At 75.0% G+C, this 16554-nt stretch carries 14 protein-coding genes and 1 pseudogene; 11 read left to right on the top strand and 4 right to left on the bottom strand.

The window, feature by feature from the left end; translation table 11 throughout:
- Positions 1-166 precede the first annotated feature (166 nt).
- Positions 167-535, top strand: a pseudogene (locus tag ACVWNX_RS10140) (TetR/AcrR family transcriptional regulator); the annotation flags it as partial.
- A 461-nt stretch (positions 536-996) separates the two neighbouring features.
- On the opposite strand, the gene ACVWNX_RS10135 reads toward ACVWNX_RS10140, so the two are convergent.
- The 4 genes from ACVWNX_RS10135 to ACVWNX_RS10120 form a co-directional block, all read right to left on the bottom strand.
- The gene (locus ACVWNX_RS10135) at positions 997-1320 is read right to left on the bottom strand and encodes a DMT family transporter (RefSeq protein ID WP_454413571.1); all 324 of its coding nucleotides are present in this window, start codon (positions 1318-1320) and stop codon (positions 997-999) included.
- A gap of 157 nt (positions 1321-1477) precedes the next feature.
- On the bottom strand, positions 1478-2488 hold the full coding sequence (gene rsgA / locus ACVWNX_RS10130; RefSeq protein WP_454413570.1) for a ribosome small subunit-dependent GTPase A: 1011 nt from the start codon (positions 2486-2488) through the stop codon (positions 1478-1480).
- Positions 2489-2502: 14 nt separating this feature from the next.
- The gene (gene aroA / locus ACVWNX_RS10125) at positions 2503-3828 is read right to left on the bottom strand and encodes a 3-phosphoshikimate 1-carboxyvinyltransferase (protein ID WP_454413569.1); all 1326 of its coding nucleotides are present in this window, start codon (positions 3826-3828) and stop codon (positions 2503-2505) included.
- A gap of 188 nt (positions 3829-4016) precedes the next feature.
- Positions 4017-4832, bottom strand: coding sequence for an SOS response-associated peptidase (locus ACVWNX_RS10120; protein ID WP_454413568.1), 816 nt, complete (start codon positions 4830-4832; stop codon positions 4017-4019).
- 49 nt (positions 4833-4881) lie between these two features.
- Between ACVWNX_RS10120 and ACVWNX_RS10115 the strand changes: the two genes are divergently transcribed.
- From ACVWNX_RS10115 to ACVWNX_RS10070, 10 genes are all read left to right on the top strand, one after another.
- Positions 4882-5604: a M50 family metallopeptidase gene (locus tag ACVWNX_RS10115; RefSeq protein ID WP_454413567.1), complete on the top strand. Its 723-nt coding sequence runs from the start codon at positions 4882-4884 to the stop codon at positions 5602-5604.
- 133 nt (positions 5605-5737) lie between these two features.
- On the top strand, positions 5738-6472 hold the full coding sequence (locus tag ACVWNX_RS10110) for an alpha/beta hydrolase family protein (protein WP_454413566.1): 735 nt from the start codon (positions 5738-5740) through the stop codon (positions 6470-6472).
- A gap of 668 nt (positions 6473-7140) precedes the next feature.
- Complete coding sequence (gene sigR / locus ACVWNX_RS10105; RefSeq protein ID WP_454414697.1) at positions 7141-7815, top strand: RNA polymerase sigma factor SigR; 675 nt, start codon at positions 7141-7143, stop codon at positions 7813-7815.
- The gene (gene rsrA / locus ACVWNX_RS10100; protein WP_454413565.1) at positions 7812-8144 is read left to right on the top strand and encodes a mycothiol system anti-sigma-R factor; all 333 of its coding nucleotides are present in this window, start codon (positions 7812-7814) and stop codon (positions 8142-8144) included. The genes sigR and rsrA overlap by 4 nt, the downstream gene beginning before the upstream one ends.
- A 651-nt stretch (positions 8145-8795) precedes the next feature.
- Positions 8796-10169: an HD-GYP domain-containing protein gene (locus tag ACVWNX_RS10095; RefSeq protein ID WP_454413564.1), complete on the top strand. Its 1374-nt coding sequence runs from the start codon at positions 8796-8798 to the stop codon at positions 10167-10169.
- On the top strand, positions 10166-11515 hold the full coding sequence (locus tag ACVWNX_RS10090; RefSeq protein WP_454413563.1) for an HD-GYP domain-containing protein: 1350 nt from the start codon (positions 10166-10168) through the stop codon (positions 11513-11515). The genes ACVWNX_RS10095 and ACVWNX_RS10090 overlap by 4 nt, the downstream gene beginning before the upstream one ends.
- A gap of 216 nt (positions 11516-11731) precedes the next feature.
- Positions 11732-12724 (top strand): tetratricopeptide repeat protein, encoded by a 993-nt coding sequence (locus tag ACVWNX_RS10085; protein WP_454413562.1) that lies wholly within the window; start codon positions 11732-11734, stop codon positions 12722-12724.
- A 257-nt stretch (positions 12725-12981) separates the two neighbouring features.
- The gene (gene def / locus ACVWNX_RS10080; protein ID WP_454413561.1) at positions 12982-13632 is read left to right on the top strand and encodes a peptide deformylase; all 651 of its coding nucleotides are present in this window, start codon (positions 12982-12984) and stop codon (positions 13630-13632) included.
- A 444-nt stretch (positions 13633-14076) separates the two neighbouring features.
- On the top strand, positions 14077-15171 hold the full coding sequence (gene cyc1, locus ACVWNX_RS10075; RefSeq protein WP_454413560.1) for an epi-isozizaene synthase: 1095 nt from the start codon (positions 14077-14079) through the stop codon (positions 15169-15171).
- Complete coding sequence (locus tag ACVWNX_RS10070; RefSeq protein ID WP_454413559.1) at positions 15168-16547, top strand: bifunctional albaflavenone monooxygenase/terpene synthase; 1380 nt, start codon at positions 15168-15170, stop codon at positions 16545-16547. Before cyc1 ends, ACVWNX_RS10070 begins: the two co-directional genes overlap by 4 nt.
- The last annotated feature ends 7 nt before the right edge of the window (positions 16548-16554 follow it).

The following is a 16554-nucleotide window of genomic DNA, read 5'->3' as shown; positions in this document are numbered from 1 at the left end:
GACAGCGGGTCCGGAAACGGGCGCCGGGCGCACGCCCCCCGGAGCGCCCCCGGACGCGACCGCCGGAGCGGGCGTCCCCGCACGCCGCGCGGCACCCCTGCTCATCCCCGGACGCGTTCCCGGACGCGCCCCCGGAGGCGTCCCCGGAAGGAAGAAAGGCCCGAGGATGGCCACAGCGCGCGAGTCCCTGCTCGACGCGGCCCGTGACGCCCTCGCCCGGAACCCCTGGTCCGCGGTGCGGATGGCCGAGGTGGCCGCCGCCGCGCGGGTGTCGCGGCAGACCCTCTACAACGAGTTCGGCAGCAAGGACGGGCTGGCCAGGGCCCTGGTCGCCCGGGAGATCGACGACTGTCTGGCGGGCGCCGACCGGGCGCTGGCCGGGCCCCGCGTCCCGGTGGAGCGGCTGACCGCGCTCGCGGAGTGGCTGGTCGCCGCCGCCCACGGCAGTCCGCTGGTGCGCTCCGCGCTCACCGGGCTCTGGGGCCCGAGACTGCCCGCCACCGCACTGGCCCCTCCGACGGCCCCCGGCCCGGCGCCCGGGTCCGTGCCTGGTCCGGCCCCTGGACCTGCCTCTGGACCGGCGCCGGGTTCCGTACCCGGACCGACCCCTGGTCCGGCGCCCGGTTCCGTGCCTGGTCCGGCCCCCGGACCGGCCCCTGGACGGGCCTCTGGTCCGGCGCCCGGTTCCGTTCCCGGTCCGGCCTCTGGTCCGGCGCCCGGGTCCGTACCTGGACCGACGCCTGGCCCGCCGCCCGGGTCCGTTCCCGCCGCGCGCCGTCCGGGTGGCGACCCCTTACCGACCCCCGGCGAACTGCTGGCCCGGGTCCGCGACCGGGCCGTCCGGGCCCTCGCGCCGCCCCGGGCCGGGGCGGCCGAACGGGCCGCGCTGACCCGTTCCGCCGAGGTCGCGCTGCGGCTCGCGCTCTCCTGTGTGCACGCGCCGCCCGCCACCGGGTCGGCGGCGGCGCTGGTCCGCGCCGCGCTGGGCGGCGGGACTCAGTGGGCGGAGCCCGACAGCTGAAGCCCGATCACCCCGGCGATCACCAGCGAGATGGAGACGATCTTCAGTGTGGAGACCAGGTCGCCGAGGAACACCATTCCGTAGATCGCGGTCCCCGCCGCCCCGATGCCCGTCCACACCGCGTACGCGGGGCCCACGTCCAGCCGTTTCAGGGCCAGGGTCAGCAGCCCGAAGCTGCCGAGCGCGAAGGCGGCGAACGCGACCGTGGGCCAGAGCCGGGTGAACCCGTGGGACAGTTTCAGACAGACCGCGAACCCGGTTTCGAGTACCCCGGCGACGATGACCAGCAGCCACGCCATGTGATGCCTCCCGGTGTCCCCCCGCTCCACGGCCGATTCGCCCGGAACGGCCGGGTTCGCTGGAGCTTGGCGCTTTTGTGACGTCACCGGCTATGCCTTTACCGGGACGGCGGTCCCGCAAACCAGGACACCGCCCGGGCGGACGCGCATCGGGCCGTCAGTCGCCCTCGTGGCGCTCCCGCACCGCCAGCAGCCGCCGCAGCGAGTACAGCCGCGACGGGTCCGCGTGGCCGTCGGCCACCCAGGCGTCCAGCGCGCAGTCCGGCTCGTCGTGGCTGCACGCGCGCGGACAGCCCACCGTGCCCGGCTCCAGGTCCGGGAAGGCGAGGATCACCCGGGACGGGTCCACGTGGTTCAGCCCGAAGGACCGCACCCCGGGGGTGTCGATCACCCAGCCGTCCGCCCCGGCCAGCGGCAGCGCCAGCGCCGAGGTGGTGGTGTGGCGGCCCCGGCCGGTCACCGCGTTGACGTGCCCCGTGACCCGCCGCCGCTCCTCGGGGACCAGCGCGTTGACCAGGGTGGTCTTGCCGACCCCGGAGTGCCCGACGAACGCGGTGACCCGGCCGCCCAGCAGCTCCCGCACCCGGTCCGCCGCGCCCCCGTCGGCCAGTTCGTCGCGGGAGGTCACCACGTACGGCACCCCGAGCGTCTCGTAGGTCTCCAGCAGCGCGTCCGGCGGGGCCAGGTCCGACTTGGTGAGCACCAGCAGCGGCTCCAGACCGCCGTCGTACGCGGCCACCAGGCACCGGTCGATCAGCCGGGGCCGGGGCTCCGGGTCGGCCAGCGCGGTGACGATCGCCAGCTGGTCGGCGTTGGCGACGACGACCCGCTCGTACGGGTCGTCGTCGTCCGCCGTGCGGCGCAGCACCGAGGCCCGCTCCGCGATCCGCACGATCCGGGCGAGGGTGTCCTTGCGCCCCGACAGATCGCCGACCAGGGAGACCCGGTCCCCGACCACCGCCGCCTTGCGGCCCAGCTCACGGGCCTTCATCGCCACCACGGCCCGGTCCTCGACCAGACAGGTCAGCCGTCCCCGGTCCACGGTCAGGACCATGCCGTCCGCCGCGTCCTCGTGCTTGGGCCGCAGGGTGCTGCGGGGCCGGTTGCCCTTGCGGTTCGGGCGGACCCGGATGTCGTCCTCGTCGGTGTGCTTGCCGTAGCGGCGCATGATCGAACCGTCCGTCAGTTCCCGAGCATCCCGCTCCACAGGGCGGGGAAGTCGGGGAGGGTCTTCGCGGTCGTCGCGACGTTCTCGATCAGTACGCCCGGCACCGCCAGACCGATGATCGCGCCCGCCGTGGCCATCCGGTGGTCGTCGTACGTGTGGAAGGTACCGCCGGAGAGCGGACGGGGCCGGATCGCCAGGCCGTCGGCGGTCTCGGTGACGTCGCCGCCCAGCCCGTTGATCTCCCGGGTGAGCGCCGCCAGCCGGTCCGTCTCGTGCAGCCGCAGGTGCGCCACGCCGCGCAGCACCGAGGGGGAGTCCGCGAGGGCCGCCACCGCCGCGATGCCGGGCGTCAGCTCGCCCACCTCGCTGAGGTCCACGTCGATGCCGTGGACCTTCCCCGAGCCGGTGAACACCAGGCCCTCGGGGGTCAGCTCGCAGGAGCCGCCCATCGCCGTGAAGATCTCCCGCAGCTGGTCACCGGGCTGGGTGGTGTGCTCCGGCCAGTCGGGGACGACGACCCGGCCGCCGGTCACCAGCGCCGCCGCGAGGAACGGCTGCGCGTTGGACAGGTCCGGCTCCACCGTCAGGTCCACCCCGCGCAGCGCGCCGGGGGTGACCCGCCAGACGTCCCGCTCGCCGCCCGACTCGGGGGCGTCCACCCGGGCCCCGGCCCGGCGCAGCATGTCCACCGTCATCCGGATGTGCGGCATCGACGGCAGCGCGCCGCCCACGTGCCGGACCTCCACGCCCTGGTTGAACCGGGGTCCCGACAGCAGCAGCGCGCTCACGAACTGGGAGGACGAGGAGGCGTCGATCTCGACCCGGCCGCCCTCCAGCGCCCCGCCGCCGTGCACCGTGAGCGGCAGCGCGCCCCGGCCCTCGTCGTCGATCCGGGCGCCCAGCGCGCGCAGTCCGTCGATCACCCCGTGCAGGGGGCGCTCGTAGCAGCGGGGGTCGCCGTCGAAGCGGATCGGACCGTCCGCGAGGGTGGCGACCGGGGGCACGAACCGCATCACGGTGCCCGCGTTGCCCACGTCCACGGTGGCCGGTCCGCCGAGCCCCGAGGGGATCACCCGCCACGCCTCCCCGCCGGGCCCGCCCGAGCCGGACGAGACGGTCTCCTCGATCCCCACGCCCATGGACCGCAGCGCCGACGCCATCAGCAGGGTGTCCCGGGAGCGCAGCGGACGCCGCAGCCAGCCCGGCTCGGAGGCCAGGGCGGCCAGGATCAGCCCGCGGTTGGTGACCGATTTCGAACCGGGCACCTGGACCGTCGCGGAGACGGCTCCGGTCGCGTGCGGGGCGGGCCACAGGGCGGAATGCGCGGCAGTCTCGGTCATGCCCCCAACCTTAGTGGCTGCCCGCGCGCCCCATTCCGGGGCAAAGGTGGTGATCACCCCAGGTGGGCGGGGTACCGGTCCCCGGGGCGGGCCCGCCCGGGGCCGGGCGCGCCCCCGGGGACCGGCCGGGACCGCCGGGGGCGTCCCCGCCGGGAGACCGGCCCCGGTCCCGGGGGCGCGCCCCCGGCTCAGAACAGGGTGGCCTCCTCCGGGCCGTCCAGCTCGGTCAGCAGCTCGGGGCCGTTGTTGCGGACGTTGCTGACCGCCGTGGGCACCGGGTACGCCCGCAGCAGCCCGGGCGGCGGCGGGGCGAGCAGCTCCCGCAGCTCGTCCGGGTCGGTGCGGGACGGGTCGAGCCAGGCGTCCCAGCGGTCCGGGGTCAGCGCCAGCGGCATCCGGGGATGGATCCCGGCGAGGGTGTCCGGACCCCCGGCGGGCGCCCCGGCCAGCGGGGTGGTCTCCGCCTCCGTGGTGAGCACCGCGCACGTCGCCCACCAGGCCCCGGGATGGTCGTCGGGGAGCGTCCGGTCCCGCCAGAACTCGTACAGTCCGGCCATCGCGAACACCGACCCGTCCGCCGGGGTCACGAAGTACGGCTGCTTGCGGGGGCGCTTGCGGCGGCCCTCGACCTCCAGGTCGCGCTCGGCCGCGTCCGTCACCCACTCGTAGTACCCGTCGGCGGGCAGCAGACAGCGGCGGGCGGTGAACGGCCGCCGGAACGAGGGCTTCTCGTGGACGGTCTCCGAACGGGCGTTGATCATCCGGGCGGCGCCCTCGGGCGTCTTGGCCCAGGACGGGACGAGCCCCCACCTCAGCACCCGCAGCTGGCGAACCGGACGCGGGTCACCGGCGTCCTTCAAGGGGCGGTCCAGTACGGCGTGGACCTCCTTGGTGGGCGCCACGTTCCAGTCGGGCGCCAGGGCCTCCTCGGGCTCCCACCGCTCTATCCCGAAGACGCCCGCGAGTTCCCCGGGGCCACGACTCGCCGCATACCGTCCGCACATGCGTGCCACACTGCCAGACCCCCGCACGGTTGAGGGAGCCGCCCGGACCATGAACACACTCGCCAACACCAGCCCCACGGACCTGTGGGACCGGGTCACCGGCGTCCAGCCCGACCCCGACACCTGGGTGGTGGTCGCCACCGCGCTCGCCGCGCTGCTGGTGGTCGGGTACCGGCCGCTGTGGCTGGTCGCCCGCAACGCCGTCACCATCGCCCACGAGGGCGGCCACGGACTGGTCGCCCTGCTGACCGGACGGCGGCTGGAGGGCATCCGGCTGCACTCGGACACCTCCGGGCTGACCGTCAGCCGGGGCAAGCCGACCGGCGTCGGCATGATCCTGACCGCCGCCGCCGGGTACACCGCGCCCCCGCTGCTCGGCCTCGGCGGTGCCGCGCTGCTCGGCGCGGGGCGTATCACCCTGTCGCTGTGGCTGGCCACCGCGCTGCTCGTGGCGCTGCTGGTGATGGTCCGCAACGCGTACGGGGTGCTGACCGTGGTGCTCACCGGGGGCGCGTTCCTGCTGGTCTCCTGGCTGGCCGGGCCCCAGGTGCAGGCCGCCTTCGCCTACGCCGTCGTCTGGTTCCTGCTGCTGGGCGGGGTCCGGCCCGCCTTCGAGCTCCAGGCCAGACGCCGCCAGGGCCGGGCGGGCGACTCGGACGCCGACCAGCTGGCCCGGCTGACCAACGTCCCCGCCGCGCTGTGGCTCTTCCTCTTCCACGCGGTGTCCCTCTGCGCGCTGATGGGCGGCGCCCGCTGGCTGCTCGCCCGCTGACGGCCGCCCGGCGCCCGTGTGCCGCGTCGCCGCGCCACCCCGCGCGCCGCGTCGCACGGCCGTACCGGGCGCTTCGGCGGCGGCCCGCGCCCGCCTCCCCGCCCCGGACCGCCCCACCCGCGAGGATGTCCCCGTGAGCACCGAGAGCACCGAGAGCACTGAGAGCGCTGAGAGCACCGAGAACGGTCTGGGCACCGCGAGCGCCGAGGACCCGGCGGCCCCGGACCCGGCGGCCCCCGCCCCGGACCCGGTAGCCGTTCCCACCGCGCAGGGCGACGCCCGCGTCCACTGGTACCGCGCGGCGGACCCCGTCCGGGTGCTGGCCCTCGGCCACGGCGCGGGCGGCGGCACCGCCACCCGCGATCTGCTCGCCCTGGCGGCGGCGCTGCCCCGGCACGGCACCACCGTGGCCCTGGTCGACCAGCCCTGGCGGGTCGCCGGGAAGAAGCTGGCGCCCGCCCCGAAGACCCTCGACGCCGCCTGGCGGGAGCTGTGGCCCGCGCTCGCCGCCGAGGGGCTCCCGGTGATCGCGGGCGGACGCAGCGCCGGAGCGCGGGTGGCCTGCCGCACGGCGCGCGAGCTGGGCGCGCGGGCCGTGCTCGCGCTTGCCTTCCCGCTCCATCCGCCGGGCCGTCCGGAGCGCTCCCGGGCGGACGAACTGCTCGGCGCCGGGGTGCCGACCCTGGTCGTCCAGGGCGGCAACGACCCCTTCGGCCACCCCGACGAGTTCCCCGACGGCCCCTACGAACTGGCCGCCGTGGCGCACGCGGACCACTCGTTCGCGGTCGCCAAGCGGGCCCCGGTGAGCGGGGACGAGACCCTGCGGACGCTCGTCGACGCGGTCACGGAGTGGACGTCCCGGCACTGACCCCGGCACCCGCGCGGACCCGGCACCGGCACTGACCGGCACCGGCACGGACCTCGGCACCCTCGCTGATCCGGCACCGGCCCCCGCTCCGGCACCGGGCCGACCCGGCCCCCGTCCCCGTCCGCCCCCGCACCGTCCGTCCCCGTCCGCCGCTCGCACCGTCCGGCCCCCGCCCGGCGCCGCGCGTCGTCCTGGCCGGTTCCGTTCGCCGTCCCCGTCCGGAATCCGGCCTCCGCCCCGGGAATGCCGGGAGCCCGGGCGCGGTTGAGCAGATCAGACGGCGCACACGCCCCGGGGAGCCGCCCGGGCGCGCGGACGCCGGTACGGACACGGTCAGAAGCAGAGGAACGACAGGGACGTCGCGGGTGCCCACGCCAGGCGCCCGCGGAGATGGGGAGAAGCGTCGCATGGGTTCGATCACGCACCCGAGCCGCAGCGGTACCGGCGGGCTGGAGTGGTCCGTGCTGCCGTCGCCCAAGGGCACGCCCGCCCGGCTGCCGGACGGTCCGTCGCTGGCGCCGCTGTCCGCCCTGCCCCCCGGCACGGTGCCCACCGGCGCGCCCCTGGCTCCGCTGACCCCCTACGGCCCGACCGCCCCCGCGCGCCGGGGTCGACTATTCTCCGAAGCGAACGGTGCCGGTCACGGCTCCGGCACGGCGCTTGAGGAGGTGGGTCCGGTCACTGGGACCGACGCGGGGACCGAGCACGGCCAGGCGGAGCGGCCCGAGGGGTCCGGGGAGACGACGGCGGAGCGCAACGCCCGCTTCGAGCGCGACGCGCTCGGCTTCCTCGACCAGATGTACTCGGCGGCGCTGCGGATGACGCGCAACCCCGCCGACGCCGAGGACCTGGTGCAGGAGACCTACGCCAAGGCGTACGCGTCGTTCCACCAGTTCCGCGAGGGCACCAACCTCAAGGCGTGGCTGTACCGGATCCTGACCAACACCTTCATCAACTCCTACCGCAAGAAGCAGCGGGAGCCCCAGCGCAGCGCCGCCGAGGAGATCGAGGACTGGCAGCTCGCGCGCGCCGAGTCCCATATGTCCACCGGACTGCGCTCCGCCGAGTCGCAGGCGCTGGACCACCTCCCGGACTCGGACGTCAAGCAGGCGCTCCAGGCGATCCCCGAGGAGTTCCGGATCGCGGTGTACCTCGCCGATGTCGAGGGCTTTGCGTACAAGGAGATCGCGGACATCATGGGGACGCCCATCGGCACGGTCATGTCCCGGCTCCACCGGGGACGCCGTCAGCTGCGCGGCATGCTGGAGGACTACGCGCGTGAGCGCGGGCTCGTCCCGGCCGGTGCCGGGGAGTCGAACGAAGCGAAAGGCTCGGCCTCATGAGCTGCGGAGACCCGCACGAGACGGACTGCGCCGAGGTGCTCGACCACCTGTACGAGTACCTGGACCGGGAGATGCCCGAGGGCGACTGCAACAAGTTCGAGACGCACTTCGAGGAGTGCTCGCCGTGCCTGGAGAAGTACGGACTCGAACAGGCCGTCAAGAAGCTCGTCAAGCGCTGCTGCGGACACGATGACGTTCCCACCGACCTCCGGGCCAAGGTGATGGGCCGCATCGACCTGATCCGCTCCGGGGAGACGGTGACGGCCGAGCCGCTCACCGGCGAGGACCTGCGGACGTCCGACCTCAGGACGTCCGCCGAAGGAGTCTGACCCGCGCCGGGCCCCACCCCGGCGCCCGTCATCCATCGCACCGGCCGTCATCACGTCCACCGTCCCGGCGGGCCGGTACGGAGAGGCCCGTCACCCGGCCTCCGACGCGCACCCGCCCGCTTCCCCGGGCGAAGACCCCGTCCCGCTCCGGGTGTCCGTCCCGTTTCGTCCCGGCCTCCCCGGGCGTCTGCCCGGCCACCGCCCCGGCTTCCCCCGGGTGCCGTCCCGCGCCGCATCGCCCGGACGTCCGCCGCGCCCGGTCCCGTCGCGCCACCGCCGTGTGCCGCACGCGTCCAGGACCCGCCGGACAGGAGCCACCACCGGACGGGAGCCACCACCAGGTGGGAGCCGCCACCGGGCGGGAGCCCCCACCGGGCGGAGCGCCGCCCCCGCCCGCCACCGCGCCACCCCGCCGGGTGCCCCCACCGGGCAGCACCCCCGACCGCCCCGCCGACCGCCCCGCGCCGCGCCCCGCCGCCGTGCCGGAAAACGAACGGCGCGGCGCCTTGTCACCCGAACGCGCTAATCCCTCCCGGGGAGCCCCGGCGAATCCGCCGTTGCGCCCCGTCCGCCACCCCCGGCGCCCTATTCTCCGGAGCCTGTGACGGGCGTACCCGGCCCCGGCGGCCGGGCTCGGGGGAGGAGCACCGGATGCGGCCATCGATACCCGCCGCCGCCCATGCCTACGTGTACGGCACCGCCCTCGCGGCACTGCTCTGCGCGGGCCCGGCCCTGACCGGCGCGGTGCCCGGCGCCCCCGGCGCGTCGCTCGCGCTGCTCGCCGCCCTCTACGCGGGATGCGCCCGGCTGCCCCGCTGCCCCCTGCTCGGCGACCGGGCCCCCGGCGACATGGGCGCGTTCCTGCCGGTCCTCCTTGCCGGAGCGTTTCTGCTGCCGCCCGCCGCCGCCGCGCTGGTCCCGGTGCCGGGCGCCCTCGTCAGCCCCGTCACCCGCCGTCCCGTCACCCCGCGCCGGATCTGGCGCGCCGCCCAGCTCGCCCTGGCGGTCTGGGCGGCGGCCCGGGCCCACCACGCGCTCGGCGGCCCCGCCACCCTCGGCGGCGCCCCGGCCCCCGGCGGGGTCCCCGGCCCCGACCTGCCCTACGCGCTGCTGCCCGCCGCCGGGGCGGTGCTGGTGTTCTGCGCGCTGCTCACCCTGCTCGACGGCGGGGTGCTGCTGCTCGCCGAGCGGGTCCCCGCGGGACGGGCCTGGCGCGGCAGGTTCCTCCGCGACCTCGCGCCGGTCAGCGTCCACGGTCTCGCCGGACTGATGATGGCGGTGCTGTGGCGCAGCCCCTACGGACCGGCCGCCGCGCTGCTGGTGCTGCTGCCGATGTACGTCTCCTGCTGGCTGTTCACCCAGTACCACCGCGAACGCGCCGCCCACCAGGCCACCCTGCGCGCGCTGGTGCGGGCCGTCGACCTCAAGGACGGCTACACCCGGGGCCACAGCGAACGCGTGGGCCTCGCCAGCGTGCTGATAGCCCGTGAACTCGGCATGGACGAGGAACGGGTGGAGACCCTGCGGTTCGCGGGCATCCTCCACGACGTCGGCAAGCTCGGCGTCCCCACCCGGCTGCTGCGCAAGGACGGCCCGCTCACCCCCGAGGAGCGGCGGATCATCGAACTGCACCCCGAGTACGGGCACGAGATCACCCGGGGCATCGGCTTCCTGGGGGAGGCCCGGGCGGCCATCCTCCACCACCACGAACGCGTCGACGGCAGCGGCTACCCGTACGGACTCGTGGGCGACCGCATCCCCGAGTGCGCCCGGGTCGTCGCCGTCGCCGACGCCTTCGACGCCATGACCTCCACCCGCTCCTACAGCCGGGCCCGCCCGGTGCCGACGGCGGTCGCCGAACTCGAACGCTGCGCGGGCTCCCAGTTCGACCCCCGGATGGTGGACGCCCTGGTCCGCGCCCTGGACCGGCACGGCTGGCAGCCGGAGGTCACCGCCGGGAACGGGGGAGCGCCCCCGCCCCGCCCGCCGCGCGCCCCCGCGCCCCGCCCCGGGAACCCGGCGTGAGCGCCCCGCCGCCGCCCGCGCCCGCCGCCCGCGCCGGACGGCCCACCACCCGGCTGGTGCTCGCCGCCGCCGCGGCCCTCGCCCTCTGGGGCGTCGGCCACACCCTGGCGGCCGGCGTCCGCGAACCGGGGACCGCCCTCGCCTTCGGCGCGCTCATCGCGCTCGGCGAGCTGGCCCGCTCCCGGGCCGGGGGCGGGGCCGGGGGAGAGCGCGAGACCGCCCCGCTGGCCTCGGCGGGCGCCCTCGCCTACGCCCTGCTTGGGGAGAACGCGGGCGCCCCCACCCACCACGGCATCGCCCAGGTCGTCGCCGTCACGGTGCTCGCCGGACTGCTCGGCGCGGTGCCCCACCTCACCGGCTCCCGGGGACGGCCCGACCCCGTCCAGGCCGCCCGCCGGGTGCTCAGCGTGGCCTTCGCGGCCACCTGCTTCCAGCCCCCGTACAACTCCGGCGCCCTCGCGGAACTGGTCGCCCCCGGCCCCGGCTACGCGCTGTGGATCACCGGGGTGCTCACCCTGACCGGGCTCTGCGACGCCGTCCTCGCCGCCGTCCTCGCCCGGGCCCGCACCGGGGCGCCCCTCGCCCCGCTGCTGCGCGACGAGGTCCGGGCGATGCTCGGCATCGGCACGGCGGTCTGCGCGACCGGCGCGGTCATGGCGCTCACCGCCGCCGTCGCGGGGCTGTGGGCGCTGCCCGTGTTCGCCCCGCCGCTGCTGCTCACCCAGCTCTCGCTGCGCCGGTACGCGGCCGTCCGCCAGACCTACCGCCAGACCATCGCCTCCCTCGCCCGTGCCACCGAGATCGCCGGGTACACCCCGCACGGGCACGCCCAGCGGGTCGCCGCGCTCAGCCGGGCCGTCGGCCGTGAGCTGGGGCTCTCCGGGCCGGAGCTGACCGCCCTGGAGTACGCCGCGCTGATGCACGACATCGGCCAGCTCTCCCTGGTCGACCCGGTGCCCGGCGGCGCCACCGCCGGGCTCCCCGAGGAGCGGCGGCGGCGCATCGCCCTGCTCGGCGGGGCCGTCGTCCGGCAGACCGGGGTGGACGCGCGGGTGGCGGTGGTGGTGGAGCGGCAGGCCGACCCCTACCGGGAGCAGCCGCTCAGCGCCCGGATCGTGCGGACCGCGAACGCCTACGACGAACTGGTGCGGGCCGCGGGCCCCGGCGGCCCGCTGACCGCGCTGGAACGGCTGCGGCTGGCCACCGGCCACGACCACCACCCCCGGGTCGTGGCGGCCCTTGCCCGGGTCCTCGCCCGGGACGGCGCCACGGCGCTCCCGGGCCCCGGCGACGGCTCGGGAAACCGCCTGCCCGAACGGGGCCATGAGTCCCGGGCCACCGGGTAACCGATGGGTAAGGAGCGGTCGTCCGACCGGTCGTGGTTGGATGCGAAGGAGAACGGCCAGCGCTGACCGGCCCTGCCCGGGACCGCCCGGGCGGGACCGGGTGCCCGGGGAACGACCGGAAAGAAGCGGCGACGAGGATGTCCGGGGGCCGTGTCCCTGGCATGGTGGGGGCGGGGCGGGAATCCGTGCCCCCGGTGAGGACGGCAGGCGGGAATCGTGAGGATCTTCGGCAAGGGACGGCACCGGCCCTCCGCGTCCTGGCGGCAGGCCACCGACCGGGCGTTCACGCTCATCGGCGACGGCCGCTACGAGGACGCGGGCGCGCTGCTGACCCGGGCCGCCGATCTGGAGCCCTGGCTCTCCGAGTCCTGGTTCAACCTGGCCCTGCTGCACAAGTTCCGGCACGACTGGGAGCAGGCGCGGGCCGCCGGACTGCGCGCCGTCGCCCTGCTGGACCGGGAGACCGGCGCCCCCGACTGGTGGAACGTGGGCATCGCCGCGACCGCTCTGCAGGACTGGCCGCTGGCCCGCCGTGCCTGGCAGGCGTACGGCCTCAAGGTGCCCGGCGGCCGTCCGGGCGCGGGCGGGCTCGCGGGCGAGCCGGTCGGGATGGACCTGGGCAGCGCCGCCGTCCGGCTGTCGCCGGAGGGCGAGGCCGAGGTGGTGTGGGGCCGCCGGCTGGACCCGGCCCGCATGGAGGTGCTGTCGATCCCGCTGCCGTCCTCGGGCCGCCGCTGGGGCGAGGTCGTCCTGCACGACGGGGTGCCGCACGGGGAGCGGACCACCGCCGCCGGGCACGCCTACCCCGTCTTCGACGAGATCGAGCTGTGGGCGCCCTCGCCGGTGCCGACCTGGGTGGTGCTGCTGGAGGCGGACGGCGAGGAGGACCGGGACGCCCTGGAGCGCCTCGCGGCCGACGCCGGGTACGCGGCGGAGGACTGGTCGTCGTCGGTCCGGCTGCTCTGCCGGACCTGCTCCGAGAGCCGGATGCCCAGCGACGAGGGCGACGGGGAGCACCTCGACCCGCACGACCACAGCGAGCCCGGCCAGCCCGGTCCGCTCGGCCACCGCACCGACGGCCAGCAGTGGGTGCCGGAGCGGGAGTGCGGGATCGCCGCGCCCGCCGCGCTGGTGCGGGGGCTGCTGGACGGCTGGGTCGCCGACAGCCCGGACACCCGGGACTGGCGGGACCTCGAAGAGGTGTGCTGACCGGGCGTCCCGGTCCCGGCCGCTCGGTCGCTCCGGTCCGCCCGGGGCCGCCGTCAGCCGGGGGCGGACGTCACCACCCCCGTCGGCCCCGCCCCCGTCCGCCCCGGTCCCCGTCTCCGGTGTAACCCGTCCGGGTGCCCCGCCCGGCGCCGTAGGCTGGGGGACGGCAGTCGCCCGGAGCACACGGGTCCCCGCCGGGCGACCACCCGGACGGGGCCGTGCCGGGCCGGACACACTGAGGAAGGCGTACGGCGGACATGGCCCAGCAGGACACCGATCAGCAGCACGGCGGGGTGCTCCCCGTGGACGACGAGGGATTCGTCATCGACACGGAGGACTGCGAGGCCCGGGAGGCGGCGTACCGCGAGCGCGGCACCTCCCGTCCGATCACCGTGGTCGGCAACCCGGTGCTGCACAAGGAGTGCCGGGACGTCACCGCCTTCGACGACGAGCTGGCGCGGCTGGTCGACGACATGTTCGCCAGCCAGCGCACCGCCGAGGGCGTCGGCCTCGCCGCCAACCAGATCGGCGTGGACCTGAAGGTCTTCGTGTACGACTGCATGGACGACTCGGGCACCCGGCACGTCGGTGTGGTCTGCAACCCGGTGCTCCAGGAGCTCCCCGCCGACCAGCGCGCGCTCGACAGCTCCAACGAGGGCTGCCTGTCCGTACCGACGGCCTACGCGGAGCTGGCCCGTCCCGACTACGCGGTGGTGACCGGGCAGGACGAGAAGGGCCATGCCGTCACCGTCCGGGGCAGCGGCTACTTCGCGCGCTGCCTACAGCACGAGACGGACCACCTCTACGGTCACCTCTACATCGACCGTCTGTCCAAGAGGGACCGCAAGGACGCGTTGCGCCAGATGGAGGAGGGCACTCCGCGCTACCCCGTGGTGGCCAACACCTGACCACTCGTGTGGGCTTGTCACCCGAACGAGGGATGACGAGGACCCGCACCGCGAACCCATCAGGCCCTCGTCCATGAGGACCCGAATGCCCCGGCGCCCCGTGAACAGGGGGGTTCCGGGGCATTCCCGTGCCCGTGGTGCCGGTCGGCGGGGCCGTCCCCGCGCGCTCCGCCCGCACATCGACGGCGTCCGGCCGGGATACGCTCCCGCCGGGCGCCGTCCTGGTGCGCCGTCCCGCGCCCTCAGGGACCGGGTAACGGTGATCCAAATTCAGTCACGCGTGGGGATGTTCTCGGCAGCTTGGGGTAGTGAATGGAGTAAATCTGTTCCCTCCTCGGTCAGTTGTAGTGCTGAATGGAAAGCGCGCGGGGATGCGCGACGGCGCGGTACGGAGCGGTAAGAGGCGCCCTACCGTGTGGCGAGGCCGACTGAGAGGGGACGCTCGTGCCTGCTTTCTCCCACAGCACCGCATCAACACAGACCGCTGTTCCGCCGGCGCTCGCGCTTCCGGTGATCGAAGAGCGGTTTCCCCGGCGGCTTCACCCGCATTGGCCGGAACTCCAGGAAGCGACGCGGGGCTGGCTTCTGGAAAAACGACTGATGTCACCCGACAAGGTCGCGAGGTATGCGGACGGGCTGCGCTACACCGATCTGATGGCCGGGTACTACATCGGCGCCCCCGTGGATGTGCTGCGGGCAATTGCCGATTACAGTGCGTGGTTCTTCGTCTGGGACGACCGCCACGACCGCGACGTGGTCCACCGCCGGAGCGCCTCCTGGGCCCGGCTGCGGGAGCGGCTCCACGCGGCCCTGGACGCCCCGTGGCGCCATCTGCACCACGAGGACGCACTGGTCGCGGCCTTCGCGGACTGCATGGTCCGGCTGTACCTGTTCCTGGGAGAGAGCTGGAACGAACGCTTCGCGAAACACTTCCACGAGGTGATCGAGGCGTATGACACCGAATTCCGGAACCGGATGACGGGACGGGTCCCCCAGGTCACGGAATACCTGGAACTCCGTCGCCTCACCTTCGCCCACTGGATCTGGCTCGACCTCCTGGAGCCGGTCGCCGGGTACGAGATACCGCGGCACATCCGGGAGAATTCCGCGTACCAGCGGGCAGGACTGGCCTGCCAGGATTTCGCCGCCTGGTACAACGACCTCTGCTCACTGCCCAAAGAGATCGCGGGCGATGAGTACCACAACCTTGGAATATCCCTCATCAAACACGAGGGAATGACCCTGGAGGAAGCGGTGACGGATGTGCGCCGAAGAGTCGGGGACAGCATCACCGAATTCTTGGAAGCGGAACGGGAGATCGGTGTTCTGGTGCGGGAACTGAGGGACGGCACCTGGCGTGGCGAACCCCTGGCCGCCGCCGTCGAACTCAATGTGTCGAACATGCGGAACTGGTTCAGTTCCGTGTACTGGTTCCACCATGAATCGGGCCGCTACCAGGTGGACAGCTGGGCCGACCGGGCCACTCCGCCCTACATCAGCGACCAGGGCGAGCGCCCCGCGCGCGGAGGTGCCCGATGAGCGGCCGTCCGGCCCCCCGGTCGGTGGACCCCGCCCCCGCGCACGCCCCTCTGCCCCCCTTCGCGGGGGGTGGCGCCCCCCTGCTGGGCCACGCCTGGAACCTGGTCCGCGATCCGCTGGGCTTCCTCGCCGGACTGCGCGGCAGCGGCGATCTGGTCCGGATCAGGCTGGGCCCGCGCGCGGCGTACGCGGTGTGTGACCCGGCGCTCGTCGCCACCCTGCTCAAGAGCCCCGACTACGCCGTCGGCGGACCGCTGTGGGACACCATGGAACTCCTCATCGGCAAGGGCGTCGCCACCAGCAACGGCCCGGTGCACCGGCGCCAGCGGCGGATGATCCAGCCCGCCTTCCGCCCCGAGCGGATCGCCGCCCACGCGGCCGTGATGGAGGAGGAGGCCCGGGCGATGGCCGAGCGCTGGCTGCCCGGCGCCACCGTCGACCTCGGTGACGAGGTGTTCCGCACGGCGGTGCGGATCGTGGCCCGTTCGCTGCTGCACGTGGACTCGATCGACGACCGGGTGGAACGGCTCAGCGGTTCGCTGCACACCGTCTTCGGCGGGCTGTACCGGCGCATGGTGCTCTCGGCGGGGCCGTTCTACCGAATCCCGCTTCCGGCGCACCGCCGTTTCGAGGACGCATTGGCCGATCTGCACCGGCTGGTGGACGAGATCATCGCGGAGCGCCGCAATTCGGCCACGGACCGTGGCGATCTGTTGTCCGCATTGCTGGCGGCAAAGGACGACAATGGTGAAACGCTCAACGAGCGGGAGGTCCACGACCAGACGGTTTCCCTTCTCGTCGCGGGCGCGGAAAACGTCGCCTCGACGCTGACGTGGACGTTCCAGTTGCTCGCCGAACACCCGGCCGAGGAAAGCCGACTGCGGGCCGAGGTACGGGACGTGACCGGCGGGCGCCCGGTCGTTTTCGCCGATCTGCCCGGGCTCCCCCACACCCGGAATGTCATCACGGAGGCGATGCGCGTCCGGCCCGCCGTATGGATATTGACGCGCCGCGCGGTGGCCGATTCCGTACTGGGGGGCTACCGCATTCCGGCCGGGGCGGACATCGTCTACAGCCCGTACGCGATGCAGCGCGATCCCCGGGCGTTCGTCCGGCACCTGGAGTTCGACCCGGACCGCTGGCTCCCCGAGCGGACCGCGGCGGAGGGACGGCGGGCGATGATGCCCTTCGGCACCGGGAACCGCAAGTGCCCCGGGGACCACTTCAGCATGGCGGAGATGGCGATCATCCTCGCCACGGTGGTCCCGCGCTGGCGGTTCGCCCCGCTCCCCGAGACCGACACGGCCCCCCGGATCGGGATCACCCTCCAGCCGAGACGGCTGAGGGTGCGGGCGGTTCCCCGGGCGGACGGCTGACGTGCCC

The organism is Streptomyces sp. JNUCC 64, assembly GCF_054484115.1.
Note: the sequence above shows the minus strand (reverse complement) of the source record. Positions and strands in the feature narration are given on the sequence as shown.